Here is a 25,091-nt window from a genome sequence, read left to right on the forward strand (position 1 = left end):
CCAAGATCTTGTTCTAAATAAGGAGCCAGCAAGTGCTTGCTCCTTTTGATCTAACTGGGCTTATGCAGCTTCAGTAGAAGAGAGTATTTCTAGAACTTCATTAACGTCTGTCGTTGAAGAAAGGCGTTCAATGGCATCTGGATCATCCAGTGCGTTGGTGATGGCAGTAATAACTTGGATGTGCTCGTCATTTTTCGCTGCGATACCAATAACCAGTTTTGCCACATCGTCTTCATCATCAGTGAAACGAACGCCAGCAGGGTATTGGCAAATCACGATACCTGTTTTCTTGACCTTGTCTTTCGCTTCAATGGTGCCATGTGGAACCGCGATAGACTCGCCAAGGTAGGTTGAAACCAGTTTTTCACGGGCAAACATGGCATCCACGTACTCAGGCTCGACGTAACCCAATTCAACCAAACGTTCACCTGCGAAGCGAATCGCGTCCTCTTTGTTGTCTGCACGAAGGCCAAGATGCACGTTCTTCTTCTCTAGTTGAAACGCGGGTAAAGGTTGAGGCTGTAGGGTCTCATCGTTAGCTGCGAGTAATGGCTTTTTAAGGTACTCTGCATCATTTGCGGCCTTTGGGCCTTGAGCTGCCAACAGTTGGGTCACCAAGTTGTTGTAAACCTCACCATCTAAGAAGTTTTGCAACGAAATGTGGTGAGCGTGCTCTGCATGTTTACGGGCACGGTCAGTCAGGTCAGAGTGCGTAACCACGATATCAACGTCTGATGGCAAGTTGTTAATCGCCACATTGGTCACCGTAATATTAAGGCCTGCGTCTTTCACTTTCTTACGCAGCAACCCTGCCCCCATGGCGCTTGAGCCCATACCCGCATCACAAGCAACAATGATGCTTGTCACAGATGCCATGTTTACGTTACCGCTATTTTTAGCTGCAACTGCACCTTTTGACGTGGCTTTCATGTCTTTCATTTGTGATGTTGCTTTGCTCAGTGCATCTTCGTCACCGTCTTCATCGGTGGTGCGCTGTGCTTTTAGCAGAATTGATGCAACGAAGAATGACACTGCGGTTGAAGCCGCGACTGATAACAGTACGCCCACCAACGAGCTTTTCGGTGTCATCAACAATATCGCGAAGATAGAACCCGGTGATGCAGGTGATACCAATCCAGCGTTGAACACCGTCAGAATGAATACGCCAGTCATACCGCCAGCAATAGCAGCTAGCAGAAGACGCGGGTTCATCAGTACATACGGGAAATAGATCTCGTGGATGCCACCAAAGATTTGGATGATGGATGCACCGCCTGCCGTCTGTTTTGCCATACCCTTGCCGAAGAACATGTAAGCCAGAAGAATACCAAGACCTGGGCCTGGGTTGGCTTCAATCAAGAAGAATATCGACTTACCCGTTTCTGCAGCCTGCTGAATGCCCAACGGAGAGAAGATACCGTGGTTAATTGCATTGTTTAGGAACAGAATTTTCGCTGGTTCAACAAGGATAGAAGTAAGAGGAAGAAGGTTTGCTTCAACAAGGAAGTTAACCCCTGATGCCAGTAAGTCTGAAATGACTTTAACAAATGGGCCAATCAGGAAGAACGCAATGATGGCACACAGCATACCAATGATGCCGGATGAGAAGTTGTTAACCAACATCTCAAAGCCGCTTCTGACTTTGCCATCCATTTTCTTATCGAAAGTTTTGATGGCTAGACCACCCATTGGACCGGCGATCATTGCGCCCATAAACATGGGAATGTCTGCACCGACAATAACCCCCATGGTGGTGACTGCGCCCACAACTGCGCCACGGTCGCCGCCAACGAGCTTACCACCGGTATAGCCGATAAGAAGCGGAAGTAAGTAAGTGATCATAGGGCCAACTAAGGCAGCCAGTGTTTCGTTTGGCCACCAACCGGTTGGAATAAACAGTGCTGTGATTAAACCCCACGCGATAAACGCGCCAATGTTAGGCATAACCATGTTTGAGAGAAACCGACCAAAATTTTGTACTTTGATCTTCGCATCTGGTGATATCATAAACGTTACCCGTTTGAAGTTTCTTTGAATTGTGTATAGCGGTTCGCCAAAACCGCTGGTTTGTTTGTCCTCAAAATCAAATTACCACACAAATTCTCAAAGACACTGATAACGGGTTTTTTGTGACCCCCGTCACCATTATTCCCTCTTGATCTTCAAAAAAAGTGAGAGCCATCTCGCATTTGTTGTGTGGTTTTATTTCATTTTCGCCATAAATCAAAAGTCAATATTTTTTTATCGCCTCAATGTTGGTGGCTGTCACATTTTTTAGTATTTTACTTGTGATATTTATTGTGATTAAGATCACTTAATTGGCTAATTTACGGGAATGTTAAAAAGTTTGAGTGATCTAGATCTCTTTATGTTTATTAATTCGCACCGTTAAAAAATAGAAGCACTTCCCGGTGCTTAATCCTGTAATTTTTTTACATAGTGTGATTGCTTTGTTTGTTTTAGGCCTTATACCCAAGCATCTTGAGGTTGTTTGGGTCTAGATTCCCAAATGTCTTGAAGAAGCCTGAGAATATCGCTGTGTTAAAAAATGTGTCGCCGGATAAGACTTGGTTAATAACCAAGCACTCACATTGATGCTGTTTGAGTATAGTTATCACTCTGCTATGCTGGCTCGAGAAAATAAGCTGGAGTGATGGAATGAAAAAAATTAAACACGAAGCCCAGTTACTGAAAAAAGCGCTGCAAATTGGAGAGCAGTACGCGGCGAAACGCGGGTTTACGAGCTTTGATGATGGGACGTCCAACAAAATCAAAATTGAATGTATCTACCGTCTATTGGTGGATGACAAAATTATCGTTCCTCTTGCCTCTGACAAGGAAGACGGCCCAAATATGAAGCACAAACTGGTGCTTTGGATTCAAAAACAGCTTCCAGAAGGACACCCACTTCTCGCTGACTAATTACCAAAACTAAACTCAGACCAAAATAAAGCTTCACCATTTTTCATCTCGCGCAGATTGGCAGTATGCGTAAACAACATGAGAGTTCTGATCATGAAAAAGACAGCACTTATCTATGGCGCCATGGGGTTGATACCCTTTGTCGCTTTCGGCATTTTGTTACCTATCTGGCCCATTGACTGGCAGAGCGCACTCGTTCACACCTTTTTGAGTTACAGCGCTGTCATCTTGGCGTTTCTTTCTGGGGCTGTTTGGGGAATGACAATCAGTGGCGCAAAGCCTGATAAGCCAACGAATGGGTTAACGGTAGGGATTGTATTTTCTTTGGTTGCGGTTGGCGCTTTGTTGATGCCGTATCCTTATTCGCTCTACCTACTGATCGCATCGTTTGTGATTTTGTTTGCGCTGGAAGTGGGGCTGATGTTTAAAGGAATTTATCCCTTTTGGTATACCCTCATGCGCGCGGCATTAACCGCTATTGTGGTGGTGTGCCATATTTTCTTACTGTATTGGTTAGAAGGGATAGGACTGAGTGGGCTGCCTTCTCAGGCGATATAAACGAAAAGCGCCGTGAGGCGCTTTTTTTATTCAATATTCATGTCACTCGCGGTTAATCTTCCAGATCTTCCTGCCACGGCATTTCCGGCAACATTTCAAGATGCTCTTCGTAGCGTTTTAAGTTGAACTCACCACTACCTTTCGCCACATCGTAGATTTCCACCATTAGCGCACATGCGATGTATTCGATAGCTTCCTCTTGAGAAGAGCCCGTCATGCGCAGACGCATCAAGGTTTCTTTTACTTTCTTTGGATTATTGTCGGAGAGTTGATTCTCAACGATTTCAATCAGGTGTTCACTGGTAAGGATGTCGTCGTCATTCATGATTTTTTGCCTTGCGCTTGCGTGGTTATGTTTTTCGCTGAGTATGGTACGGCAAAAGGAAGCCTAACCGCTACTGAGACAACGAAATTATATTTTTACCACCATACTTAAGCAGTTATACCCAAACAAATGCTCGCTGAAAAAGCATCTTGAAGTTGCTGGGTATAGTCATGACTTGGGAGTATTAAATGAATACGGAAGAAGTACGAGTAGAACATGACAGTATGGGTGAAGTGGAAGTGCCCAAAAATATGCTTTATCAAGCCCAGACTCAACGTGCGGTAAACAACTTTACTGTCAGTGGACGTCGGATGCCGAAGACATTTATTCGTGCGCTAGCAATGGTTAAGTATTGTGCCGCCAGCGTAAACAGCAGTTTGGCGCTATTGGATGCCCAAATCGCTGGAGCAATCACTGAAAGCTGTGAAGACATTATTGCTGGAGAATATTTCGACCATTTCCCTGTTGATGTATTTCAAACAGGTTCAGGTACCAGCTCTAACATGAACATGAATGAGGTGGTTGCTACGCTAGCAACTATCAAGTGTGGCGTAGACATCAGCCCCAATGACCATGTCAACATGAGTCAAAGCAGCAATGACTCCATACCCACAGCGATTCAAATCAGCGCGGTACTTGAGTGCGAAAATCAGTTGCTCCCAGCACTTGATACAGTGATTGCGGCCTTAGAGAGTAAAGGAGCAGAAATAGGGCATATCGTCAAAACTGGACGAACCCATTTGATGGATGCGATGCCAGTGACCTTTGGCCAAGAGTTGGACGCGTGGAAACGGCAAATTGCCAGTTGTCGACGCGGTATCGTTTTTGCGTTAGAAGAGGCCAAAAAGCTCGCACAAGGCGGCACTGCCGTAGGAACCGGCATTAATGCTCACCCGCAGTTTGCTTCCCTGTTTGCCACAGAGATCACTGCATTAACGGGAATTCAATTTGAAGCGCATGCGCATCCCTTCAATGCGATGGGGAGCCAAGATGCCTTGGTAGGTTTATCGGGACAGCTGCGAAATCTCGCTGTGGCAGTGATGAAAATCAGCAATGATTTAAGGTGGATGAACTCGGGGCCTTTGGCTGGGCTGGGTGAAATTGAACTTGAAAGCTTGCAGCCGGGTTCATCGATTATGCCCGGCAAGGTCAATCCCGTTGTTCCTGAGGCGAGTGCCATGGTCGCGGCGCAGGTGATGGGAAATGACGCCACCATTGGTATTGCAGGGCAGTCAGGAAACTTTGAGCTTAACGTGATGTTGCCGCTAATTGCCGACAATCTACTGGAAAGCATTCATTTAATGGCCAATGCGCTAAGTCTTCTTGCGACAAAAGCTATCTCGACGTTTAAGGTGCGTGAAGAGCGTGTGGGAGCGGCATTGGAGAGAAACCCAATTCTGGTAACAGCACTTAACCCTGTCATTGGATATTTGAAAGCGGCGGATATTGCGAAAAAAGCTTACAAAGAGAATCGGCCAATCATAGATGTTGCCCTTGAAGAAACGGATTTGACACGAGAGCAACTTGAAGCGTTGCTAGACCCTGTCACGCTAACACGTGGAGGGATTGCGGATAAATAGTGGAGGGATTGCGGATAAATAACAGAGAGATATCAATTCCCCGTTTAACGTGGGTGTATGCAGGAAAGTGTACGAAACAGCTTCAGCATCAAGGGCGCATCGCCTTAAACGGCAACTATTGATCAATGCGTAGATTCTTTTCTTGGTTTGCCCCGGTATACCTGAGACAATTCATCCGTATTTTTTATATCAGACGGCTTAATATGAAACTTTTAGTTCGCAACCTTGCGCGCATCACGACTGAGCACGAACTGCGTGTTCTATTTTCTGCACATGGCTCAGTGGGTGAATGCACGCTTGTTTTAGACCAAGAAACGGGTCTGTCGAAAGGCTTTGCGTTTGTTGAAATGCCAAATGAAGATGAAGCAAAAGCAGCGATTGCAGCTCTGAATCAAAGCGATGTTGCTAAGAGCAAGATCCGCGTTAAGAAAGCAGACAGTTAATTCAACAACACTGATTGATGAGAAAGCCAGCCTTCTAAGGGCTGGCTTTTTTGTTGGTTGAATTTTCTATCGCGAGTATCGACTTAAATGCCTGTCACGCAAGATAGATTTATGATTCCTTGTTCATGGCGACGGCATTAATGCAGTAGCGAAGTTTGGTCGGTGCTGGCCCATCTGGGAATACATGCCCGAGGTGTGCATCACAGACGTTGCACGTTACTTCAATACGGGTCATGCCGTGAGTAATATCCATGTTGTATGCCACGACATTCTCCTCAATTGGTGCAGTGAATGACGGCCAACCTGTGCCCGAATCAAACTTTTCTTGCGCATCGAAAAGTCGAGTATGACAGCAGGCGCAAGCATAAATCCCGGGCTGAAAAATACCGCACATCTCTGAACTAAATGGACGTTCAGTACCGTGCTTACGTGTCACATAGAATTGTTCTTCGCTCAGCTCGGCCTGCCACTCCACCTCCGATTTTTCAACCCAACGTGGTGGGGTAGGGTTACCGTTTTTTGCAGTGGTTATTACAGACTCCCAGTTAAGCATAATGTCACCTTCTTATGTGTTGTCATGGTTATTCGCGCGACAAAAATGACGCGATGAAACGATAAAGGTAAATCGCGTCATGCATGAAAAGACCGCATGGATCACAAATTAATTTCATGTTGCTCTCAGATAGAGATCGGCGCCACACGTCGTGATTTGTACTATGTTTGAACCATGAAGAGTCTTCAGCTTCTCTCCCTACGCCTTCGAGATATCTCGCGCTATCAGCAGACAGCATGTGTTGCCATGTTGTTTTTGTTGATCATGATGACAAGTGGCTGCTCGCCTTCTTACCCTACGACAGATACGTTAACGAACTTTTCTCAGATCAAAGAAGATGAAATGATTGTTGTCGGGCGACTCAGCGTGTTGCCAGCGGTGGTTGGCGCTTCGCTAAAAAAAGAAACGGACACTTTTGTCCCTTTTCAAAGGGAAAGAGTGCTGATTTGGATTCGTGCAGACAAGACTTCGGCCAATTCACTCGGCTTGTTGGCTGATTGGGCGCACACGTTCTACTTTGCGGTTCCAAAACAGACTCAATTGCTGATAGGTTTGGAACGTGCGTTTGATGATGATGGCGATCCAGCTTATGCCATGTTGGCACTTCCAGAGCCGCTGAAATTTTTGGTGCGCGTTGACGACAACGTCGTGTATATCGGCAATCTTCGAGTCTATACCGACGAGTTTGATGAGATTGTTGCGGTTGAAGTAGTGGACGAATCTCAATCTGCTCTTCGTGATGTTCGAGAGCGCTTTGGCGATAAAGTGCGATTTCGTGTCTCCTTACTCGCCCCTCCTCAATATTTTCGTTGAACACACTTGTTGGCATGTTATTTCGGGAATCTTCGCTACCTCGCTACCTCGCTAATTTGCGGTGTTTTCTTCGTCATTTAAGTTTTCCAACGCCTCTACTCGCCGAATGTCTTCAGCAGCGAAATGCGTGGCTTTTAACGCGGTCAACGCGACCGTTTGCTCGTTCTCTGAATGAAACGTTTGGCGGAGGAGCGCTTGTCGAGCGACAAGATAATCTTGGAACGTTTGGTTAAATGTTGCTTCTTGCGCATCGAATATTTCTAAACGTTGTGCTGCCTCTTCACCAATGAGGGCACGGATCTGATCGGTTTTACTCTCGTCATTACTGGATTGAATCGTATTTAATTGCCCAATCAAGGCGGCGTTTTGGTAGCTCTCTTTCATGTCAGGCGGTAGCTGGTCGAGTTCCGCTTGCCACTGCGCTTGATAGCTGTCTTCATCCAATGCGAGTAGTTCCAACGCCAATCTTTTGATGGCCATTTCACGGGTCAGATTTTGCTCATAGAACAAGCGCTTTTGCTCATCTACAGTAAAGTGCTGTGATTGAAGCGCCATGCTTTGATGATGAATATAGTGAAGATAATCAATGCCATCTAGCGAATCTGGTGGCGCAACCTGTGATAGGGCGTCACGATAGACCTGATACTTCTCAAACAAGATTTTTTGTTGTTCACCAAAACTGAGTGTATCTGCAAACTCGACATAATCTTGGTTCACTTGTGCCAAATCTTGCTCGCCCAGCGTGGATAGGAAATATTCAAAAGTATCTCTATCTGACGAGATATCAACGTCAGTACCAAGATGAGAACGCACTTGTGCTTGCCCTTCTTCCTCATGCACGGTGTAACCATGCATAAATACAGCAAATATCAGCCCTACCACTATAAGCAGAATGATTTTATATGAGGTAAACGAGATTCGCATGTGTGAGTCCTCACCCTGATAAGGCTTATAAGCCCTGTTGCTTTAATCGATTTGCGTGCTGGCGATAGATGGTGACAGGGTCGGTTTCGAACAGATCGTGTAACCCTAAAAGCTGATTAACCTCATCAAGGTGGTTCATACGGTAGTTACTGCGTATCACACGGCCTAAATGGGTGGAACAGCGACCCACAAGCCCATCATTTGGCTCAGAGAAGAAAAGCCCGGTAACGAACAACACGGGATCGCTCAAATCAAAAATGTTGGTAGCAGTGCTCGTGCCAGACCAAGAGTAATAGTAAACGCCATTGGCGGCGCGGTAGCTACCTTCACCACAGCGAGAGGCGGGAATACCTTCAGGGTATTTAGCATTGAAGGCCAACGAGCCTTTGGTGGTCAGCGATTCGAGCGACGCTAAAGGGTTTTGGGGCAATTGACTGCCACCAGATAAAAAACTGATCAAGCCAGATAAAGCCTTGGCTGCACCGACTGCGACTGTTTCGCCCGCAGAGCCCGGTGTGAAGGCTTTTCGCACAACATCTGCAAACTCTGATCCTTTGTTTACACCACCTACACTCGTGACAGAGGCCACGAATTGTGGCGCAACCGAAGCCACATATCTTGCTGTCGGGCTGCCGTGGCTGTGTCCGATAAGATTAACCTTTTTAGCGCCTGTGACCGCCAGAACCCAACGAACTTGTTGCAATAATTGCTCACCGCGCTTTTCTGAACTGTTCGTCGCTGAAACCTGTGCGACAAAGACTTTTGCCCCGCTACGGGTTAATGCTTGTGGGATGGCATGGAAATAGTCAACGCCCGCTATTCGGTCGAAGCCAAACAGGCCATGAACGAGCACAATGGGGTATTTGGTTTGGGTGTAGCCTGTGGCAGACACCCCGCTCGTCGTTGAGCCCGCAAATGCGGAAAACGAGGTGGCTAAGAGTAACAATGACAACATGAATCCTTTCATGGTAATTCCTTCTGGTCAGTCCTCTGATGTGGGTTATATATTAACCACTAGTCAACCATGAATTTTGTCTTAATATTGAGATGTTATTGAATTGTTAGTCTTTCGGGTTGAAGTGCAGAGCGAGGTCGCAGGGAGAAAGGCGTTGGAAAAAAAAGAGCGCCGTAGCGCTCCTTTCTTCGTGAGGTGATTAGCCTTCGCGAGGTGACTAGCGATTAACTGACGCCAATACCCCATTTGATTTCGTTGTTGGAATCATCAACCACTTCATCGAGATAATTTTCGACTTGTTGTTCTACCATTTTGTCAGGTTCTTCGAAGTAAGCGATGTGGAAAATCGCATCACCTTCATTGACCAGTGGCAGTGTTTGTTGGCCGATGATGATACCACCAAGCGGTGCGATGGTTTGGATCTCTTCGCTACCGACAGGGCTGCTTATCGAGGCAAGCAATTGACCTTTGCTGACGCGTTGCCCTAGAGAGACATGCGAACGCAAAATGCCGTCTGACTCAGCTCGTAGCCAACGTGTTGCGCGAGCAATAACAGGCTCAACTTTTGACTTTCGCGCGCTCTTACGAATCATGCCAAGGTGCTGCATAACACGCTTAACGCCGTTCACGCCTGCAGTAATGGCATACGGTTCGAAACGCAGCGCTTCACCGGCTTCATAAGTGATGACGGGAATGCCTATTTTTTCTGCTTCAGAGCGCAAAGAGCCCTCACGAAGCGCAGCATCGATAACCACAGGGGTACCAAATGCTATTGCCATGTCATTGGTTTCTGCGTTAGACAAGTTTGCTCGAATTTGCGGCAAGTTTGTGCGGTAAATAGCCGCGGTATGAAGGTCGATAATGAAAGAGCATCGACGAACAATTTGTTCGAAGATTTGGTGTGCCATTCGACCAGCAATAGAGCCACGCTCTGAACCCGGAAAACAGCGGTTAAGATCGCGACGATCAGGAAGGTAGCGAGATTTGTGAATAAAGCCGAACACATTGACAACAGGGATCGCAATCAGAGTCCCTTTTAGTGTTGCAGGGTTGATGCGCTCAAGTGTCTGACGAACGACTTCAACGCCATTCAGTTCGTCGCCATGAATGGCGGCGTTAATCATCAAAACAGGGCCTGGCTTCTTTCCATGAATGACTTCCGCTGTCACCGACAGCGGAGAGTGTGTGTAAAGCTTGGCGACTTCAAATTCAACGCTAGCGCGCTCACCTGGCGGGATGGTGACCCCGCCAATTTCAAATGCATTATTTTTATTATTGGCTTTTGACACGTGTCCTTGTCCTCGGAGCAGAGACTATTTTCTCTATATGTTCAATGACCAGCGAAGCTACGTCTTTTCCGGTAGCTGTCTCGATCCCTTCTAAGCCTGGTGATGAGTTAACTTCCATTACCAGAGGTCCGCGCTCTGAGCGCAGTAAATCTACACCTGCAACATGAAGGCCCATTGCCTTGGCCGCTGCAACTGCAGTTTTACGTTCTGTTGGCGTGATGCGGATCAGTGATGCGCTACCGCCACGGTGCAGGTTCGAACGGAATTCACCAGGCAGAGCTTGACGTTTCATGGCTGCAATAACTTTGTCGCCAATAACGAAACAGCGGATGTCAGCGCCGCCAGCTTCTTTGATGTATTCTTGAACCATGATATTGGCTTTCAAGCCCATGAAAGCTTCGATAACGCTTTCTGCTGCTTTACGAGTCTCAGCCAAAACCACACCAATACCTTGTGTGCCTTCCAATAGTTTGATCACGACTGGCGTACCGCCAACCATGCTCAGAAGGTCTTTAATGTCACCCGGTTTGCTTGCAAACCCAGTGATTGGCATACCGATGTTTTTACGCGACAGTAATTGCAGTGAACGCAATTTATCACGTGAACGTGAGATCGCCACGGAGTCGTTTACGGTGTAAATACCCATCATTTCAAACTGACGCAATACCGCGCAGCCGTAGAAAGTCACAGAGGCTCCAATGCGAGGGATAATGGCATCAAATTCAACCAAGTCTTCACCCGCTATATGAATAGAAGGTTGTGTTGAGTTGATGTTCATGTAGCAGCGCAATGCATCGATGATTTTGTATTCGTGTCCACGTTGCTCACATGCTTCAATCAGGCGGCGGGTGGAGTAGAGGTTTTCGTTTCGAGATAGAATTCCGATTTTCATAAAATTAACCTTTTGGCGCTTCAACGATGAATGATGCTTCTGAATCGACCAGCAAACGGCCTTCCATTGCGGTACGTCCCAATAACATTCTAAACATCATGTTATCGCGTGCTGTTAACGTCATCTCAATTAAATAGCGCAATTTGCCAATAACGAGTTGTGTTTCTATGACATAGCGGAGTGTTTCGTGACCACCAGAATCGCGAACCGTGCGCATGTCTTTTACTTTGGCGTGACACTGTTGTTGAGTGACATTGTCATCTTGGATAGGGTGAACCCAAAATTTGACCCATGTTTCATCGTCTTTTTGGTATTCCTCAATGCCGAACGTATGTAAGCAAGACGTTCGCGCTCCTGTATCCACTTTTGCTTTAATTGCAGAGATGTTTAGCTCAGGTAGGCCAACCCATTCACGCCAACCCACCATCATTTTGTCGCTGGTGGGTGTAAGGTTTGAGTCCTCAACGCGTGTCGGTTGAGTTGTGTTGTTGTCAGTCATCTCTGTCAATGCCCCGGATTGTGAGTTTCGGTCTGATGGAGTGAGCGCGTCAATCGTTGACACTACTCAACTAAACGATAGTTGCTTTGCGAATATATTCCGCTCACATTTGTAAGAATTGATTGGATAATCAACACTATCGTTATAGCTCCGGCGGCACAATTATCGCATCCACATTGACAGCACCGCACTAAGGAGGGCGCAAGGTACAGCTTTGCCTTAAGGTCGACAAGTCAATTTTTCATTTATCACGATGAATATTATTTATCAAAAGGATGCGGCTTACCCTTTCGGTGCTGGCGCAGAAAAGCGTTCGCGTCGCACGGACGGTTTTAGTGTGTATTTTTGCACATGATGTGTAGCTCTTAATCCTCCACCTTGAGGTTCTTTGGGCATATCTGACGAGACAACCAATATGCCTAGTCACACTGAAACACAACACTCATCGTGACTAGGCATAGTGATAATGATGGTAAGCCGCCCTATTATGCCATTCGCAAAGGATATCGACTAAGCCTTCTTCATTATTATGCTGGCCGACTTCTCGCTCTATGAAACCATGCTTCTCCCAAAAGTGACGTGCGCCTTGATTGACCTCAAAAGTATACAGCCTCAGATCGCCGCTGGCGGTTTCTTTAATCAACTGAACCAATGCAGAGCCAATCCCTTGTCGTTGCGAGCCAAGCGCAACATAGAGTTGGGTAATAAAGGTGTCGTCAGCCGCGATCATGCCCAATACGCGGCCAGTTCTGCGCTCAATGGCAAGATAAATCCGGTTGGTCGCAGCAAGAATACGGTTTAAATAGTAGCGATGTGCTTCTAGGTTGTGTGCCTCAGGAATGCCTAAGGCTTTTTCTTTACTCGCTCGCCACATGTTCACGGTTTGTTCTGTGTAACGTGGATGGTAGTCAACAATCTCAATTCTATGGTTCATAGGCTCTTCTAAATCAAACGTTCGACGGTGCAGGTTTAGAGGGCTGGACTGAATTGCTGCAATGCACGTGTGAAAAAAGCGCTGTTGGGGTCTTCGGCATAATCAGCAAACGGTGCACAGATTTCGAAACCAAAGCGTTGATAAAGCCTCCGCGCCGGTTCAAATTCAGTTTCAGTGCCCGTCTCTAAACTTAGACGCGAGTACTGACGTCTGCGTGACTCTTGAAGAATATGTGCGAGCAGGTTCGCAGCAACGCCACGACGAAGGAAGTGCTCCGATGTGCGCATGGACTTGATTTCGCCATGGGAAGGGCTGATTTGCTTGAGTGCGCCACAGCCGGCGAGCTCACCGTCTATCCATGCACTCCAAAGTGTTACATCAGGGCTCGCTAGCCCGCTGAGGTCGAGCGCATGAACACTTTCAGGTGGGCTGATTTCATGCATCCGATTGAGATGTTGTTGGAGGAGTGCTTGAATTTCTTTTCCACTGAGATCGTCTACGCGTATTTCCATGATCGCTTCCTCCTAAAATTGAAACCACTCAGCATTTAGCCCTGTGTTTGGGCGCTGTTCAAGTTTGTGTTTTCGGAGTAAATGACATGCCATGCGCTATAGGGTGGTGATAAATAGCCGTTTATCATATTTATGGCGAGGTTATTCACTTTATCTAGGTCAAAGTTCGGGTGAATAATTCAAGTTTTAGGAAGTGGCTTATGCATCAGTATGAGTTTGAACTTACGATATAGCTCACATATTTTGGCGATCTGCCTGCATAGGTGTGACTAATATGTGTCGTTTGATAACTCGGCAAGACAAGCAAAGAGTCAAGAGCACTTTGCTTGTCTTGGCCTGAATTGTCTTCGGGTTAGTAAGGGCTAGAAGGGTTAGAGGGGTTTGAGCTTTGCGGCTCGTGTGGCTTTCTGTTTCATTCTCACCATCAACAACAGGCTGAACATCACAACACTAATACCTAGCCATTGATATGGTCCTAAGACTTCGCCAACGAGGGCTATACCCAGTGTGACTGCTGCGACAGGGTTTAGCATGCTGATCATTGCCATTGAGTCCGGACCAATTCTTTTAATTGATCGTGAAAACGCCCAATAGGCAAATGAACTGTTGAGCAAACTTACCCAAAGCAACCCCGGTAGCTCATGCATAGTCAGTGCCTTAGGCATGCCTTCCACTAAGAAAGCAATCGGCACTAGCATTAATCCACCGAGGGTTAATTGCCATGCAGTCAGGCGAAAAATATCGGTGACTGGCCAACTTTTTAACCATAGTGATGATCGTGCGACTAACGCGGTGGCAATGAGTGCAGCCGCCGCACCAATCGGGTCAATATCCGCACTCGGATTAAGAATCAGAACAACACCACCTAGCCCTATCAGAGCAAGAAGTAGCATTCTAAATTCTGGCTTTTTCCCTTCCACTAACCACTGTATGAACATGAGCTGTAATGGCAATGTTGCGCCTAGTGTGCCCGCTACTGAGCCCGGCAGGCGATAGGCCGCAATGAACAGTAAAGGAAAGAAAGCCGTAATATTGAATACGCTGAGCAGTGTCATCTTGCTCCAAGGCAAAGGGGGTCTGCCGGGTTTGAGTAGCAATAGCAATAAGCCTGCTGGCAGTGCACGCCATACCGCCACCCAAAACGGAGATAGGTCGTGCAAAAAGAGGCTCACTGCAGCGTAGGTGCTGCCCCATAAGATGGGGACGAGTGCTGCAAGTAAGTAATTCGCCACGATGTGCTCCTGATAAATATTTCGTTAAAAAGTATCTTTTGTAAAAGATAAACTATTCGCTTTCGGCGTATCGATCAAGTATCTTTTACAAAAGATAAATTGGGAGGTGAAATGAAAACGGACCATGTTGACATTATTCTGGCGCAATGGAAGACGCAAAGACCGGATCTAGACTGCTCGCCGATGGGGATTGTTGGCCGTTTAGGCCGAGCGAAACAGTTAATGACAGTTCGCCTCGATGATGTGTTTAAGCAATATGATTTAAGCAATATCGAATTTGATATTCTCGCGTCACTGCGCCGAGTGGGAGAGCCTGTTACACCGACAGAGCTCTATCAGACATTGATGTTGTCATCTGGTGCGATGAGTACTCGCGTTGATGGCTTGGTTAAGCGCGGATATGTCGAAAGGCAAGCCAGTGAAACGGATAGGCGCAGCTGCTTAGTCACACTGACGCCGTTGGGTGTTTCATTGATAGATAAAGTGGTGGAAGCACATGTCGAAAATGAACGCGAAATGTTGTCTGCACTCAATGAGGACGAACAGGGGCAACTCGCCGCGTTGTTGAAAAAATGGCTAGTTGCTAACGAGTAGCCCGTTTTTTCTATATTCTCAGGTATTGTGACTAAACCGACGGCTCTAGTGCGTCATACTTCCTAGAACTGTTGAGGAGGCGAATGCGTGGAACTGATACCCGTTAGTGAGTTAGTGAAAATGGATTTACATTGGTTGAGAGGCGAAGACAATCGCTTCCAATCCGTGCTCAAAAGTTTGAAGCAAGGCGAGGGTATAAAAGAGGCGGTTCAGCTCATTCGATGTGCTTGTGGCAAGACCTATATTCTACAAGATGGCGGTCATCGTATTTCGGCTGCGTTTCGGCTATTTCAAGAAACAGGCAAAGATCTCTGTATTCCTGTGTCCATCTTCCAATCACACATTCCTTAGTCGTGTTGCTATCCTAAGAATTCGGCATCTTCTCCCGTTCGGGTATATAGTTATTCATTATGCATTGATATGAATATTGGCGTCATAAATGACGCTAACGTGAGGAATGAATGATCCGATTGATCTACGCCAGTGCCGCTACCGTTGATTTTACGGAGTCTAAATTGATGCAGCTTTTAGGCAAAGCGCGTTCAAATAACGAAAAAGAGAATGTTAGTGGCTTGTTGTTGTATGCCAAAGGGAATTTTTTCCAAATACTGGAAGGCCAAGAAGAGGTTGTCGAAAAACTCTATCATCGAATTGAGCAAGATGATCGACACCATCGTGTTGTTGTCATTGACCGCAGTGAAATCACCCAACGAATTTTCCCAAATTGGTCCATGGGTTTTAAAAATTTGGAGCACTTTGATCGGAAAGAATTACGTGGATACAATGACTTTCTCGATCGTAAACTGTCTGCTGATGAATTTGGTGAAATGGGTAAAGATATTATTTACTTGATTGAGCAGTTTAGTCGCGCTGTGTAATAACGTCCTATTTAACAGAAAGGCCTCTACGTTTTCTTGTACTTGTACTTGTACTTGTACTTGTACTTCTACTTCTACTTCTACTTCTACTTCTACTTCTACCTCTATCTATCTCTCTCCCTACCTTGATGTGATTCCGTAACATAATCAAAAGCTAAACAGAAAACGGAGGTGTTTCTCGTTTATGCGTCATATTGATGCATTGCAACAAGATTAATATATAGCCATAGCACATCGCTTTCGTTCCTTTTTGCGTGGTCAGTGGTTTGATCGTAGATGCCGCACTTTTTGATTGTCGTATCAGCGATTTTGAACGGCAGAGGATGATAGATCATGCTTTATGTTGATGGCTTAGTTGCCGCGTTACCTGCAATAAACAAAGAGAGATATCAACGTCTAGTGACCGATGTTATTCCTTTGATGCGCACTTATGGGGCGATCAAGGTCGTGCATTGCGATGATCAAGGAACAGATGCTCATCCTTCGCAAGCCGGGATCCTAAAATCATCTTCCGTTGTCTTGTTTTCTTGGATTATCTGGCCATCTCGTGAAGTGCGAGATCAAGGCATGGAGAAAATGCTCTCTGATCCGCGCTTTGATGACGTCATGAATCCCGCATCTCTCGAAGGCGAGCGAATAGAATTTGATCCGTCACTCATTCCTCAATGCCATTGATGTACGCTAACAAACTTTTTCGTCATTAGCATTTTTAGCTTGTTGAGTTACATTCCTCCCAATCATTTTGATGACATCCTTGGTTTCTGATTTTTCGTGTTTTAGCATGAGTTGATAAATATCATGAAAAAATGGGAACAGATGCAATGCTTCATGCAGGTGTTTGCATTCAATAAGGACGCCGAAGATGAGTGATTACATCATTAAAAAGCACGCCATTGAAGAGATGGAAGGGACCACCAAAACCCACTTTTTAAACCCCAATGCAATACGCACCAATAAATCTTTGGGCGACCTTGTCGGTTTAACAGGGCTGGGCTTCCATATTATTGAGATTGAGCCTGGCTATGAATCAACCCAATACCATGTTCACTATTTTGAAGATGAGTGCGTCTATGTGTTGTCAGGGACGGCGGAAGTCACTATCGCTGAACAGGCCTACACAGTTTCTGAAGGAGACTTCATCGGTTATCCCGCAGGTGGTTTACCGCATACCATGATCAATACTGGAGACAGTACATTGCGATGCATTGTGGTTGGGCAGCGTCTTGCACACGATGAAGCGGATTACCCGCGTTTGAACAAGCGTATTTTTCGTAACCAAGGTCGCCCTTGGCAATTGGTAGACATTGAGGATATTGATTTTCCAAACGCAGGGAAGAAGTCGTGAACAAAAAGCTTGCAGAAATCGCTCTCGTAACGGGGGCAAGCCGAGGGATTGGCGCAGCGACGGCGAAGCAACTTGCGGAGCAGGGGTTTGTTGTCTGTGTCAATTTCCACAAAAAGAAAGACACAGCCGAACAAGTAGTGGCAGATATTGAAGCGCAAGGTGGGCGTGCTTTTGCAGTTCAAGCGGACATTTCTAAAGAAGACGATGTATTAGCGCTCTTTGGTAGTATCGATAAAAGAGGTTTGCCACTTACCCGATTGGTCAATAATGCAGGCATTTTGTTTACCCAGAGTAAGCTGGTGGACATGAGTGCAGATCGAATCAACAAGGTGTTAATGGCGAACGTAACGGGCAGTTTACTTTGTGCACGTGAAGCCGTTAAACGCATGAGTTTTTCTTGTGGTGGAAAAGGTGGGGCGATGGTGAATGTATCATCGGGTGCTTCACGCACGGGTTCTCCGAATGAATACATTGATTATGCGGCAAGCAAAGGAGCCATCGATTCTTTCACTATTGGTTTATCGAAAGAAGTCGCTTCTGAGGGCATTCGTGTGAACGGTGTTCGGCCGGGTTTAATTTATACCGACATTCATGCTGATGGTGGCGAGCCGGATCGCGTTGCACGCCTGACTCCACGAATTCCTTTGCAACGTGGTGGAACCCCAGAAGACGTTGCCGCAGCAATCTGTTTTTTGTTGTCTGATGAAGCTTCATATATTACCGGTAGCATCATTGACGCGACGGGAGGGATATAGCTTTCGTTACATTATCCCGCTTCAAAAAATGAGAGAGGGTATCAACAATCTATCCCATCTATGGAATAATCCTTGACCAACTAACAGGTTGATAGGTTTGATGTTGTTCTTTATGCGGTCTTCCTTTTGTGTCTCTGCAGCTCTTCTGGTCTCATTGTTTGTATCATCGGCTTTTTCTGCTGGATTTGCCGATGAGCCTAGTGCTAGCACTGCCCCCTCTCCGAATCTTTATGAACGACAGCAGGTAAATATCAGTGAGCCTGTCTGCAGTGCCAATCTTCGCGCCCAACTTTTGCAACAACAAATTATGTTCAGCAATAGCCAGAACTCTCAGGAAGTGCGGCGTATTGCAGAGGAAAGCATTGACGTGGCACGCGCTGCGTTTGAAGAAGAAAAAAGTTATTGTGCTGCCAGTCTAACTCTGACCCAATTTGTAGAAAAACATACAATTGAAAATGCGAACATGCCGAAAACCGGTCAGATCCAAAGCTTCGACAGAAGTCATTGATATTTATACAGCATGACTCTCAATCGGTGGCTCGGGTAATGGGTGACTCGGGTGCATCTCACCGATTGGCTTTTAATATTCGAGTAGAAGCCATGTGTTTTTTGCGGTAAGCCAACGGGCTTAAACCGTTAATACGACGAAATTGGCGGCTAAAGTTCGCGAGATTGTGAAAGCCGACGGTTTGGCTGATGTCAGCGATAGCGTTATTCGTTTCACTTAGAAGCACACAGGCACGTTGTATCCTGACGCGATTGACGAAGTCGGTAAAGCGGTGGCCCGAAGATTGATGAAAGAACCGCGAGAAATACGATTCTGTCATCCCCAGTTTGTCTGCGAGCGTCTTTAATCGAAGCGGTTGTTGGTAATTCTGCATGACGTAGTCCACCACTTCATTGATTCGGCTTTGTAATGTGCCGGCATCTTTCACTTCTGACGCTGGCATATTAGAGAGTAAGCGGGTGCTGCGCTGGCTGAGGTAATCAATAAAAGAAAGAAAATTGACCAAGCGTGTGACGCCTTCGCTCTCTTTTACTTTGGTAAAATAGTCTACTGCCGTATCGAAAGGCACATTCAAAAACTCGATGCCCATTTTGGCTTGCTCTAGTAAAGGCGCAAGTTGAGCAAGTTCAGGAAACGACTTTGCGGCAGTATAGAAAAGATCAGGTTTGAACAGGATCACCATATCTCTGAGTTCGTGCGTTTCCCCGGGCATTAACTGACTTTCCCAATTGTGCGGTAGCCAAGGGCCTACGAGGGTCAATTGCCCTGGAGAAAAAGGCCCAAGGTGATTCCCTATCATGGCTTTGCCATTGGTTTTGACCATCAAGTGCAGTTCATATTGTTCGTGAACATGCCAATGGATACTGTGATGTGGTACGCCGTGTTCCTTATAAAACACAGATTTGTCTTCAATCTGGATAAATTCCCAAACCGGATCTTTAGCAACTGACATCAGGATGTCCCTCTACCTGCTTGTGTGGCCATAAGTCGGCGATAGTGCTTGGTATAAATCGCTAAAATGCACATGCTTATTCACATAGATATCGTGCCTGTGTGAGTTGGGCTGATAGATGGCTTCGACAGGCGGTGGTGCACAGACCGATTTAATATCTTGCTGAGTGTGACTCAATATAGCAAGTCTCGCAGCGCCCATTGCAGGGCCTGTCTCAGCCCCTTGGTATTTGTGAATGGGCACATTCAATACATCGGCCAATATCTGTAGCCAGAATGCGCTTTTTGCGCCGCCGCCAATGGCGCCGAGAGCAGTTAAAGGTCGATCACTTTGATTGAGCGCCTGTAAGCAATCGCGGAAACTAAATGCGATACCTTCCAAAATAGCCTGTGTCATGTCGCTGCGCTGAGTATGCCCAGTCACGCCCTGAAAACTGCCTGTGGCAAAAGGGTTGTTGTGGGGTGTACGTTCACCTGTGAGGTAAGGCAGAAAGTAGACTGACAGTTCAATGTCATAGTCGCTTTCTGCTTCATCTAACAAGGTCGTTATCGGTGTTGATGTAATAGAAGAAAACCACTGCAGTGGGCTAGCGCCATTGAGAAGACAGGCCATGTGACACCATCGGTTTGGAAGTGCGTGAGCAAAGGCATGAATGTAGGCGTCTGGGTTAGCGAGATGTTGTTCTTTAGCGACGAATATTTGGCCAGACGTACCGAGTGATAAAAACGCATCGCCTTCGTTAATCGCCCCGATGCCAATACCGCCAGCCGATGCATCTCCTGCACCTCCTGCAACCGTTACGAGCGAGGACAAGCCAAGCTCTTTCGCAACGTTTTCCAACAACGAGCCGCTATTATCGTTGCCTTCGATCAGCGTTGGCATTTGCACTCGCGTCAGGTGACAAGCTTGCAAAATGTCATCATCCCAATCTCGTTTGGCTTCGTCGAGCCAGAGGGTGCCAGCGGCATCGCTGACATCCGTAAAATACTGACCTGTTAGCTGCAGGCGAACATAGTCTTTGGGCAAGATGACCTTGTGGATCTGGCGAAACAGATCCGGCTCGTGTTGATGCAACCAAAGTAGCTTGGGGGCAGTAAAGCCGGGCATGGCTGGTACGCCTGCTATATGGCCGATATTTGGGCACAAATGGTTGAGTGTCGCGCTCTCTTGGAAGGCGCGACCGTCATTCCATAAGATAGCGGGACGCAATGGCTGCCCTTGGTCATCAAGGCAAACCGCGCCGTGCATTTGCCCTGATAATCCAATGGCTGCCACTTGGGGCCAAGCTGCTTCGTTTCTTGCTTGCAGCGTTTTAAGTACTCGGACAGTCGCGTTCCACCACACGTTTGGGTTCTGTTCGTTCCATATGGGCTGCGGTGAGTCGATTCCGTATGATTCGGAGTGACTATCAAGCACCTGCCCCCGATTATCGACCAGCAGCACTTTGACTGCTGATGTCCCAATATCAATGCCAAGATAGTTTGTCATACCGTTAACTCATCACGTTGCCGCCGTCGACGTTATACGTCTGGGCGGTGATGTAGTCGGAAATCGGCGAGGCAAGAAACAGTGCCATGCCAGCGATGTCATTGGGCACGCCCATTCGCCCGAGAGGCACTTCTTCACCCACGAGTTTTTTCTTTTCACCGAGTTGGCGGTTTTCGTACTTGGCAAACAGCGCATCAACGTTATCCCACATGGGGGTATCAACCACACCCGGGGAAATGCCGTTTACCGTAATACCGTGTTCTGCCAAAGCCAACGCGGCGGATTGGGTATAGCTGATCACGGCGGCCTTGGTGGCGCAGTAATGGGCGACGAGCGCTTCGCCGCGGCGTCCTGCCTGCGATGCCATATTGATGATCTTGCCACCGTTACCGGCTTCCACCATCACGTTGGCGACATCTTGCATCAGAAAGAACATGGCTTTCACATTCACGTCAAACAGCTTGTCGAATTGTGCCTCAGTGGCTTCCAGCAACGGTCCCATATCGAAGATGGCAGCATTATTAAATAACACATCGATGGTGCCGAATTGCGATAAGGTTGAGCTAACAATATGGCGTCGTGAATCAGCATCCGTGATGTCCGCATGCAGATAAGCAAGGCTGTCGCCGTATTGGTCTATCAAAGCGGACAGACCAGCAGACGGTTCTTTGGGTAAATCTGCTATCACACATTTTGCACCACTGGCTAGGTACGCATAAGCTACCGCTAAACCAATGCCGCCATTGGCGCCTGTCAGTAATGCTACTTTACCTTCCAGTAGTGGTTTGCCGTGTTGCTGCAATGAAAGGGTCATGGATAGCGCTCCTGATACTCATCTAATGTCTGCATGATTTGCGTGGCAAGTGATTCAGCAAATAGAGGATAGCGCTGATTGAGCCCCTGCCAGATATTTGGGTCTTTCAAGAAGGCATCGATGGGGTCAGCGTGCTCCATCCACCGTTGTGCAGCGGCGAGGTAGGGGTCTTTATAGTTAAATGTAAAACGACCACTGATGTTGAGCGCCAGAAAGCAATACCAGTGCGCAATAAGCCTCATGGCAGCGGTTGGTATATGGTTTCGCTCTAAATTGAGTTTTACTGTTGGCAAAATGAACTGTGGAAATTTGCTGATGCTGTCCATTGCGATACGTTCGATAGAGTCGGCAATATAAGCATTGCTGAAACGAGAAATAATGATTTCCCGATACGCTTCCAAATCAAACGGGCGATCGTAGATCGTTGGGATGACTTCATTTTGATGATACTGCTTGAGCCATTCGTTGAGCTCAGCGTCTCGCACATTCTCATCGTAAGTTTGATAGCCACGCAGCGCACCGACATAGGAAAGCAGAAAGTGGCCGCCATTGAGAATGCGGATTTTTGCTTCTTCAAACGCATGCACCTTGTTGGTGAACGTCACGCCGACTTTTTCCAATGGCGGGAAAGCGGTCGCGAGTTTGTCTTCGATGACCCATTGCTCGAAATCTTCGCCCATGATTGGGCAGGCATCGTCAATACCTGTGTATTGCTTCACTTCTGCAGCTAGCGATTGGGGGGGAACCGGTGTGATTCTATCCACCATAGAGCAAGGGAAGGTGACGTTGTCACTTATCCAATTTGATAGTGTGTTGAATTCAGCGGCGTTAACAAACTGAAAGAAGGCTTTTTCAAGGCGTTTTCCGTTGTCGCGCAAGTTATCGCAGGTGGCGACCGTGATAGCGCCATCATGCATTTTTTTGCGAGTCAGCAGGGCGAGAGCAAGGTAACCAAAAAGTGTCTTAGGTTGTCCGCTACCTTGGCGAATGACAGCGACGTCATGTGACACCTCGTGATTGTCGAGATTGAGGTCGTCGCTGTCTGTCAGGTAATAACCGGCTTCCGTCACTGTAATGGTTAGGGCCTTAACGGCGCTATCATTGAAGATACGCTCGATCACAGACGGGTCTGCCGACGCATCTTCAACGCGGTCGATACTGTCTATCTGAATGTATTGTGCTGCACCGTCTGGCGCGATGCGCTTGAAGTGATAGATGCCTTGCTGCTTTTTCAATGCATCCGGTATGTGCCGGGTGTCATCTCGTAAGTTCACATCGGTGTAATACCAACGATCGGCTTCTTGAAGCTGCTCATTGAGCAGTTTCAAGTAATAAGCCTGATGGCCTCGGTGGAATGCACCAATACCAAAATGGACAAGACGATTGTTTTTAGACATGACTAACCTCGCCATAAATATTGGTGGTTTTTCCCTCACTATCAAATAGATAGACTTTAGATGGGTCCAGTTTTACCCCGACAGATTCACGTAGCTTAGGCGTGAATTTAGGCTCTGCACGAATAACGATGGTTTCGCCACTTAAGGTGCGAACATAGGTGAGTGTTTCGCTACCCAGTTGCTCAATGACTTCGACATCACCCTTGATGTCACCTTCATCAGCAGTGCAAATGGTCAAAGATTCAGGACGAAAGCCGATGCTTGCCGATGCGAGTGCGCGCCCGTCATAGGTGTCTTTGGGCAATCGAATTCGCGCATCTTCATTAAAGGCCACATCGAGCATTTCTCCGTCAGTGACTTTGTTGACGGGTAAGACGTTCATTTTCGGTGTACCGATGAAGGTGGCAACGAAACGGTTTGCTGGCTGATGATAGAGCTCAAGCGGTGTGCCGATTTGAGCCACTTCACCTTGGCTCATGATCACCACTTTGTCAGCCAACGTCATGGCTTCGATTTGATCGTGGGTAACATAAATCATGGTGCTTTGGAGTTCTTGGTGCAGCCTTGAAAGCTCGATGCGCATTTCGACGCGCAGCGCGGCATCAAGGTTGGACAAGGGCTCATCGAACAGAAAAACTTTCGGATTTCGCACAATGGCGCGACCAATAGCGACACGTTGGCGCTGCCCACCAGAGAGGGCTTTGGGCTTGCGATCAAGCAGTGCATCAAGCTTCAACGCTTTGGCGACTTTGCCGACCTTTTGCTCGATTTCCTGTTGTGGACGTTTCGCCAGCTTTAACGCAAAAGACATGTTGTCTTTCACTGTCATGTGCGGATAGAGCGCATAACTTTGAAACACCATGGCCACATCACGTTTCGAGGGGTGCGTTTCGATAATGGACTCACCATCAAGGTGTATGTCGCCCCCTGAGGAAGACTCTAACCCTGCAATGGTGCGGAGCAGTGTAGACTTTCCGCAGCCAGACGGGCCGACAAAAACCACGAATTCTCCTTTTTGAATTTCGAAGTCGATGTCTTTGAGTGCCAGTGTTTCGCCATATTTCTTGTATAAGTGTTTAACTTGTAAGTAACTCATTTCACAGCCCCAAAGGTTAATCCTTGAACCAGTTGTTTTTGACAGAACCAACCAAGAATGACGATAGGCGCACACGCGAGGGTAGAGGCCGCAGACAGCTTCGCCCAGAACAAGCCTTCTGGACTGGAATACGTCGAAATCATGGTGGCTAAGGTTCCCGCGTTGGCTGACGTCAGGTTGATGGACCAGAAAGCTTCGTTCCAACTTAGTACGATGGAAAGCAGCGCAGTGGATGCAATACCGCCTAGTGACAAGGGCAATAGCACGTGGCGGATTTCGCCTAGCGTATCTGCACCATCAAGACGCACAGCTTCAAGGATGTCACGCGGGATATCCTTGAAGTACGAGAACAACATCCACACCACAATTGGCAGGTTAATCAGGGTATAAATAATCGTCAGTGCAAACGTCGTATCGAGCAATCCCGTTTTTTGGCAAAGCACATAAATCGGAACAAGCACACCAACGGCGGGCAGCATCTTGGTTGATAGCATCCACAGCAGCATATCTTTGGTGCGTTTTTGCGGATAAAACGCCATGGAGTAAGCTGCGGGAATGGCAATGATCAATGCCAAAATGGTAGAACCAAACGCGGTGATGACTGAATTGATAGCAAACTTCATGTAGTCACTGCGTTCTTGCACAATCCCAAAGTTTTCCACGGTTGGTTCAAAGATGAACGTCGGTGGTACGGCGATCGCTTGTTGCTCGGTTTTGAATGCGGTGATCAGCATCATGAAGATGGGGAAGAACACCAATAGCGCTATTGCCCAACAAATGATGGGGCGTAGCCAGCCCGTTTGATCGATAAGTGAAACGTCTTTAGCCATGAT

The 25,091-nt window shown here is 47.0% G+C and carries 29 protein-coding genes; 12 read left to right on the top strand and 17 right to left on the bottom strand.

The genetic code is table 11. The features are described 5' to 3' along the window. Positions 1 to 60: 60 nt before the first annotated feature. On the bottom strand, positions 61 to 2,007 hold the full coding sequence (locus tag AB8599_RS19930) for a PTS mannitol transporter subunit IICBA (protein ID WP_407333473.1): 1,947 nt from the start codon (positions 2,005 to 2,007) through the stop codon (positions 61 to 63). Between the two features lie 651 nt (positions 2,008 to 2,658). Here AB8599_RS19930 and AB8599_RS19935 point away from each other — a divergent pair. Then, positions 2,659 to 2,922, top strand: a complete 264-nt coding sequence (locus AB8599_RS19935; RefSeq protein WP_407333474.1) for a DUF5062 family protein — start codon at positions 2,659 to 2,661, stop codon at positions 2,920 to 2,922. Positions 2,923 to 3,015: 93 nt separating this feature from the next. Continuing rightward, positions 3,016 to 3,480, top strand: coding sequence for a DUF3429 domain-containing protein (locus tag AB8599_RS19940; protein ID WP_407333475.1), 465 nt, complete (start codon positions 3,016 to 3,018; stop codon positions 3,478 to 3,480). A 52-nt stretch (positions 3,481 to 3,532) separates the two neighbouring features. Here the strand turns inward: AB8599_RS19940 and AB8599_RS19945 are convergent, their stop codons facing one another. Further along, positions 3,533 to 3,805: a hypothetical protein gene (locus tag AB8599_RS19945; protein ID WP_407333476.1), complete on the bottom strand. Its 273-nt coding sequence runs from the start codon at positions 3,803 to 3,805 to the stop codon at positions 3,533 to 3,535. Between the two features lie 188 nt (positions 3,806 to 3,993). Here AB8599_RS19945 and AB8599_RS19950 point away from each other — a divergent pair, with 188 nt between their 5' ends. Next, positions 3,994 to 5,385: a class II fumarate hydratase gene (locus tag AB8599_RS19950; protein ID WP_407333477.1), complete on the top strand. Its 1,392-nt coding sequence runs from the start codon at positions 3,994 to 3,996 to the stop codon at positions 5,383 to 5,385. A 203-nt stretch (positions 5,386 to 5,588) separates the two neighbouring features. After that, the gene (locus tag AB8599_RS19955; RefSeq protein WP_407333478.1) at positions 5,589 to 5,828 is read left to right on the top strand and encodes an RNA recognition motif domain-containing protein; all 240 of its coding nucleotides are present in this window, start codon (positions 5,589 to 5,591) and stop codon (positions 5,826 to 5,828) included. A gap of 109 nt (positions 5,829 to 5,937) precedes the next feature. Here the strand turns inward: AB8599_RS19955 and msrB are convergent, their stop codons facing one another. Beyond that, positions 5,938 to 6,381, bottom strand: coding sequence for a peptide-methionine (R)-S-oxide reductase MsrB (gene msrB, locus AB8599_RS19960; RefSeq protein ID WP_407333479.1), 444 nt, complete (start codon positions 6,379 to 6,381; stop codon positions 5,938 to 5,940). A gap of 174 nt (positions 6,382 to 6,555) precedes the next feature. Between msrB and AB8599_RS19965 the strand changes: the two genes are divergently transcribed. Next, positions 6,556 to 7,194, top strand: a complete 639-nt coding sequence (locus AB8599_RS19965) for a hypothetical protein (protein WP_407333480.1) — start codon at positions 6,556 to 6,558, stop codon at positions 7,192 to 7,194. A 51-nt stretch (positions 7,195 to 7,245) separates the two neighbouring features. Here AB8599_RS19965 and AB8599_RS19970 read toward each other — a convergent pair whose 3' ends face one another. The 8 genes from AB8599_RS19970 to AB8599_RS20005 all read right to left on the bottom strand — a co-directional run bounded on the left by AB8599_RS19970 (position 7,246) and on the right by AB8599_RS20005 (position 14,431). Then, complete coding sequence (locus tag AB8599_RS19970) at positions 7,246 to 8,118, bottom strand: lipase secretion chaperone (RefSeq protein ID WP_407333481.1); 873 nt, start codon at positions 8,116 to 8,118, stop codon at positions 7,246 to 7,248. A gap of 25 nt (positions 8,119 to 8,143) precedes the next feature. Then, on the bottom strand, positions 8,144 to 9,085 hold the full coding sequence (locus AB8599_RS19975; RefSeq protein WP_407333482.1) for a lipase family alpha/beta hydrolase: 942 nt from the start codon (positions 9,083 to 9,085) through the stop codon (positions 8,144 to 8,146). Between the two features lie 212 nt (positions 9,086 to 9,297). Next, positions 9,298 to 10,362 (bottom strand): succinylglutamate desuccinylase/aspartoacylase family protein, encoded by a 1,065-nt coding sequence (locus AB8599_RS19980; RefSeq protein ID WP_407333483.1) that lies wholly within the window; start codon positions 10,360 to 10,362, stop codon positions 9,298 to 9,300. Continuing rightward, complete coding sequence (gene rimK, locus AB8599_RS19985) at positions 10,346 to 11,254, bottom strand: 30S ribosomal protein S6--L-glutamate ligase (RefSeq protein ID WP_407333484.1); 909 nt, start codon at positions 11,252 to 11,254, stop codon at positions 10,346 to 10,348. Before rimK ends, AB8599_RS19980 begins: the two co-directional genes overlap by 17 nt. 4 nt (positions 11,255 to 11,258) lie before the next feature. Then, positions 11,259 to 11,753, bottom strand: a complete 495-nt coding sequence (locus tag AB8599_RS19990; RefSeq protein ID WP_407333485.1) for an ATP-dependent zinc protease — start codon at positions 11,751 to 11,753, stop codon at positions 11,259 to 11,261. Positions 11,754 to 12,204: 451 nt separating this feature from the next. Next, positions 12,205 to 12,687: a GNAT family N-acetyltransferase gene (locus tag AB8599_RS19995; RefSeq protein WP_407333486.1), complete on the bottom strand. Its 483-nt coding sequence runs from the start codon at positions 12,685 to 12,687 to the stop codon at positions 12,205 to 12,207. Positions 12,688 to 12,722: 35 nt separating this feature from the next. After that, positions 12,723 to 13,199, bottom strand: a complete 477-nt coding sequence (locus tag AB8599_RS20000; protein WP_407333487.1) for a GNAT family N-acetyltransferase — start codon at positions 13,197 to 13,199, stop codon at positions 12,723 to 12,725. 371 nt (positions 13,200 to 13,570) lie between these two features. Further along, complete coding sequence (locus AB8599_RS20005) at positions 13,571 to 14,431, bottom strand: DMT family transporter (protein WP_407333488.1); 861 nt, start codon at positions 14,429 to 14,431, stop codon at positions 13,571 to 13,573. A gap of 111 nt (positions 14,432 to 14,542) precedes the next feature. Here AB8599_RS20005 and AB8599_RS20010 point away from each other — a divergent pair, with 111 nt between their 5' ends. The 7 genes from AB8599_RS20010 to AB8599_RS20040 all read left to right on the top strand — a co-directional run bounded on the left by AB8599_RS20010 (position 14,543) and on the right by AB8599_RS20040 (position 18,511). Continuing rightward, positions 14,543 to 15,025, top strand: coding sequence for a MarR family winged helix-turn-helix transcriptional regulator (locus AB8599_RS20010; RefSeq protein ID WP_407333489.1), 483 nt, complete (start codon positions 14,543 to 14,545; stop codon positions 15,023 to 15,025). An 87-nt stretch (positions 15,026 to 15,112) separates the two neighbouring features. After that, positions 15,113 to 15,376, top strand: coding sequence for a hypothetical protein (locus AB8599_RS20015; protein ID WP_407333490.1), 264 nt, complete (start codon positions 15,113 to 15,115; stop codon positions 15,374 to 15,376). Positions 15,377 to 15,486: 110 nt separating this feature from the next. Then, a complete protein-coding gene (locus AB8599_RS20020; protein WP_407333491.1) occupies positions 15,487 to 15,903 on the top strand; it encodes a BLUF domain-containing protein in 417 nt (138 codons plus the stop codon). Between the two features lie 333 nt (positions 15,904 to 16,236). Continuing rightward, positions 16,237 to 16,578 (top strand): DUF1428 domain-containing protein, encoded by a 342-nt coding sequence (locus tag AB8599_RS20025; protein ID WP_407333492.1) that lies wholly within the window; start codon positions 16,237 to 16,239, stop codon positions 16,576 to 16,578. Positions 16,579 to 16,765: 187 nt separating this feature from the next. Continuing rightward, positions 16,766 to 17,248: a cupin domain-containing protein gene (locus AB8599_RS20030; RefSeq protein WP_407333493.1), complete on the top strand. Its 483-nt coding sequence runs from the start codon at positions 16,766 to 16,768 to the stop codon at positions 17,246 to 17,248. Further along, positions 17,245 to 18,003 carry an SDR family oxidoreductase gene (locus AB8599_RS20035; RefSeq protein WP_407333494.1) on the top strand — a complete coding sequence of 253 codons (759 nt, stop codon included), beginning with the start codon at positions 17,245 to 17,247 and terminating at the stop codon, positions 18,001 to 18,003. The genes AB8599_RS20030 and AB8599_RS20035 overlap by 4 nt, the downstream gene beginning before the upstream one ends. A gap of 100 nt (positions 18,004 to 18,103) precedes the next feature. Then, entirely contained in the window at positions 18,104 to 18,511 is a 408-nt protein-coding gene (locus AB8599_RS20040; RefSeq protein ID WP_407334440.1) for a hypothetical protein, read from the top strand. A 58-nt stretch (positions 18,512 to 18,569) separates the two neighbouring features. On the opposite strand, the gene AB8599_RS20045 is transcribed toward AB8599_RS20040, so the two are convergent. From AB8599_RS20045 to AB8599_RS20070, 6 genes are read right to left on the bottom strand one after another with little or no spacing between them, the layout of a single operon-like run. Beyond that, on the bottom strand, positions 18,570 to 19,463 hold the full coding sequence (locus tag AB8599_RS20045; RefSeq protein ID WP_407333495.1) for a helix-turn-helix domain-containing protein: 894 nt from the start codon (positions 19,461 to 19,463) through the stop codon (positions 18,570 to 18,572). A 12-nt stretch (positions 19,464 to 19,475) separates the two neighbouring features. Then, positions 19,476 to 20,951, bottom strand: a complete 1,476-nt coding sequence (gene xylB, locus AB8599_RS20050) for a xylulokinase (RefSeq protein ID WP_407333496.1) — start codon at positions 20,949 to 20,951, stop codon at positions 19,476 to 19,478. Between the two features lie 4 nt (positions 20,952 to 20,955). Next, a complete protein-coding gene (locus AB8599_RS20055) occupies positions 20,956 to 21,765 on the bottom strand; it encodes an L-iditol 2-dehydrogenase (RefSeq protein ID WP_407333497.1) in 810 nt (269 codons plus the stop codon). After that, positions 21,762 to 23,162: a mannitol dehydrogenase family protein gene (locus AB8599_RS20060; RefSeq protein ID WP_407333498.1), complete on the bottom strand. Its 1,401-nt coding sequence runs from the start codon at positions 23,160 to 23,162 to the stop codon at positions 21,762 to 21,764. Before AB8599_RS20060 ends, AB8599_RS20055 begins: the two co-directional genes overlap by 4 nt. Further along, positions 23,155 to 24,258, bottom strand: coding sequence for an ABC transporter ATP-binding protein (locus AB8599_RS20065; protein ID WP_407333499.1), 1,104 nt, complete (start codon positions 24,256 to 24,258; stop codon positions 23,155 to 23,157). Before AB8599_RS20065 ends, AB8599_RS20060 begins: the two co-directional genes overlap by 8 nt. Continuing rightward, positions 24,255 to 25,088, bottom strand: a complete 834-nt coding sequence (locus AB8599_RS20070; RefSeq protein ID WP_407333500.1) for a carbohydrate ABC transporter permease — start codon at positions 25,086 to 25,088, stop codon at positions 24,255 to 24,257. The genes AB8599_RS20065 and AB8599_RS20070 overlap by 4 nt, the downstream gene beginning before the upstream one ends. Positions 25,089 to 25,091: the final 3 nt, after the last annotated feature.

The sequence above is a fragment of the Enterovibrio litoreus genome, assembly GCF_045679545.1.
In the GTDB taxonomy this organism is placed as follows: domain Bacteria; phylum Pseudomonadota; class Gammaproteobacteria; order Enterobacterales; family Vibrionaceae; genus Enterovibrio.

What these genes read in the sequence shown, in the direction of transcription:
- AB8599_RS20030 (WP_407333493.1), top strand. Translation starts at nt 16,766, where the DNA reads ATGAGTGATTACATCATTAAAAAGCACGCCATTGAAGAGATGGAAGGG.
- AB8599_RS19940 (WP_407333475.1), top strand. Translation starts at nt 3,016, where the DNA reads ATGAAAAAGACAGCACTTATCTATGGCGCCATGGGGTTGATACCCTTT.
- AB8599_RS19965 (WP_407333480.1), top strand. Translation starts at nt 6,556, where the DNA reads ATGAAGAGTCTTCAGCTTCTCTCCCTACGCCTTCGAGATATCTCGCGC.
- AB8599_RS19935 (WP_407333474.1), top strand. Translation starts at nt 2,659, where the DNA reads ATGAAAAAAATTAAACACGAAGCCCAGTTACTGAAAAAAGCGCTGCAA.
- msrB (WP_407333479.1), bottom strand. Translation starts at nt 6,381, where the DNA reads ATGCTTAACTGGGAGTCTGTAATAACCACTGCAAAAAACGGTAACCCT.
- AB8599_RS20025 (WP_407333492.1), top strand. Translation starts at nt 16,237, where the DNA reads ATGCTTTATGTTGATGGCTTAGTTGCCGCGTTACCTGCAATAAACAAA.
- AB8599_RS19990 (WP_407333485.1), bottom strand. Translation starts at nt 11,753, where the DNA reads ATGACTGACAACAACACAACTCAACCGACACGCGTTGAGGACTCAAAC.
- AB8599_RS20060 (WP_407333498.1), bottom strand. Translation starts at nt 23,162, where the DNA reads ATGTCTAAAAACAATCGTCTTGTCCATTTTGGTATTGGTGCATTCCAC.
- AB8599_RS19930 (WP_407333473.1), bottom strand. Translation starts at nt 2,007, where the DNA reads ATGATATCACCAGATGCGAAGATCAAAGTACAAAATTTTGGTCGGTTT.
- rimK (WP_407333484.1), bottom strand. Translation starts at nt 11,254, where the DNA reads ATGAAAATCGGAATTCTATCTCGAAACGAAAACCTCTACTCCACCCGC.
- AB8599_RS20020 (WP_407333491.1), top strand. Translation starts at nt 15,487, where the DNA reads ATGATCCGATTGATCTACGCCAGTGCCGCTACCGTTGATTTTACGGAG.
- AB8599_RS19955 (WP_407333478.1), top strand. Translation starts at nt 5,589, where the DNA reads ATGAAACTTTTAGTTCGCAACCTTGCGCGCATCACGACTGAGCACGAA.
- AB8599_RS19995 (WP_407333486.1), bottom strand. Translation starts at nt 12,687, where the DNA reads ATGAACCATAGAATTGAGATTGTTGACTACCATCCACGTTACACAGAA.
- AB8599_RS19975 (WP_407333482.1), bottom strand. Translation starts at nt 9,085, where the DNA reads ATGAAAGGATTCATGTTGTCATTGTTACTCTTAGCCACCTCGTTTTCC.
- AB8599_RS20000 (WP_407333487.1), bottom strand. Translation starts at nt 13,199, where the DNA reads ATGGAAATACGCGTAGACGATCTCAGTGGAAAAGAAATTCAAGCACTC.
- AB8599_RS20065 (WP_407333499.1), bottom strand. Translation starts at nt 24,258, where the DNA reads ATGAGTTACTTACAAGTTAAACACTTATACAAGAAATATGGCGAAACA.
- AB8599_RS20070 (WP_407333500.1), bottom strand. Translation starts at nt 25,088, where the DNA reads ATGGCTAAAGACGTTTCACTTATCGATCAAACGGGCTGGCTACGCCCC.
- AB8599_RS19950 (WP_407333477.1), top strand. Translation starts at nt 3,994, where the DNA reads ATGAATACGGAAGAAGTACGAGTAGAACATGACAGTATGGGTGAAGTG.
- xylB (WP_407333496.1), bottom strand. Translation starts at nt 20,951, where the DNA reads ATGACAAACTATCTTGGCATTGATATTGGGACATCAGCAGTCAAAGTG.
- AB8599_RS20045 (WP_407333495.1), bottom strand. Translation starts at nt 19,463, where the DNA reads ATGTCAGTTGCTAAAGATCCGGTTTGGGAATTTATCCAGATTGAAGAC.
- AB8599_RS19945 (WP_407333476.1), bottom strand. Translation starts at nt 3,805, where the DNA reads ATGAATGACGACGACATCCTTACCAGTGAACACCTGATTGAAATCGTT.
- AB8599_RS20040 (WP_407334440.1), top strand. Translation starts at nt 18,104, where the DNA reads ATGTTGTTCTTTATGCGGTCTTCCTTTTGTGTCTCTGCAGCTCTTCTG.
- AB8599_RS20010 (WP_407333489.1), top strand. Translation starts at nt 14,543, where the DNA reads ATGAAAACGGACCATGTTGACATTATTCTGGCGCAATGGAAGACGCAA.
- AB8599_RS19970 (WP_407333481.1), bottom strand. Translation starts at nt 8,118, where the DNA reads ATGCGAATCTCGTTTACCTCATATAAAATCATTCTGCTTATAGTGGTA.
- AB8599_RS20055 (WP_407333497.1), bottom strand. Translation starts at nt 21,765, where the DNA reads ATGACCCTTTCATTGCAGCAACACGGCAAACCACTACTGGAAGGTAAA.